Genomic DNA, 600 nt, shown 5'->3' with positions numbered 1-600 from the left:
TATCGCAAACCTAGAGCTCATGCAGGTGCTCCAGCTGTCGTTGCTGCAAACACTTTAGACCGCCAATTTAATCCAACTCATCCTAACCAACTATGGGTGACAGATATTACCTATATTCGTACTCATGAAGGATGGTTGTATCTTGCAGTTGTGATTGACCTGTTTTCACGCCTTGTTGTTGGCTGGTCTATGAAATCCAGAATCACAACAGACCTAGTTTTAGATGCGTTATTAATGGCGTTATGGAGAAGAAAACCAAAGAATAAAGTCCTGATTCATTCTGACCAAGGTAGCCAATACACCAGTCACGAATGGCAGGCATTCCTCAAGCATCACAATCTTGAAAGCAGTATGAGCAGACGAGGAAATTGCCATGATAATGCTGTTGCAGAGAGTTTCTTTCAGTTGTTAAAGCGAGAGAGGGTCAAGAAGAAAATATATGTATCGAGAACTGAAGCCAGGTCGGATATCTTTGAATATATTGAGATGTTCTACAACTCAAAACGCAGACATGGTTCCAATGGTCAACATTCTCCATTAGATTATGAAAAGGCCCATCAAAAGATGGTTAGGTGTGTCTAGAATTTTGGTGGCTATTCA

Annotated in this window: 1 protein-coding gene; it reads left to right on the top strand. The window is 41.0% G+C overall.

What is annotated here, in order from left to right; translation table 11 throughout:
• Positions 1 to 582, top strand: a 582-nt coding sequence (locus ACX1N5_RS15725; RefSeq protein ID WP_458803581.1) for an IS3 family transposase, incomplete at its 5' end; no start/stop codon positions are given.
• Positions 583 to 600 lie beyond the last annotated feature (18 nt).

The sequence above is a fragment of the Acinetobacter sp. ANC 4636 genome (assembly GCF_054454555.1).
The sequence above is the reverse complement of the archived record's forward strand: the minus strand, read 5'-3'. Positions and strand labels throughout refer to the sequence as shown.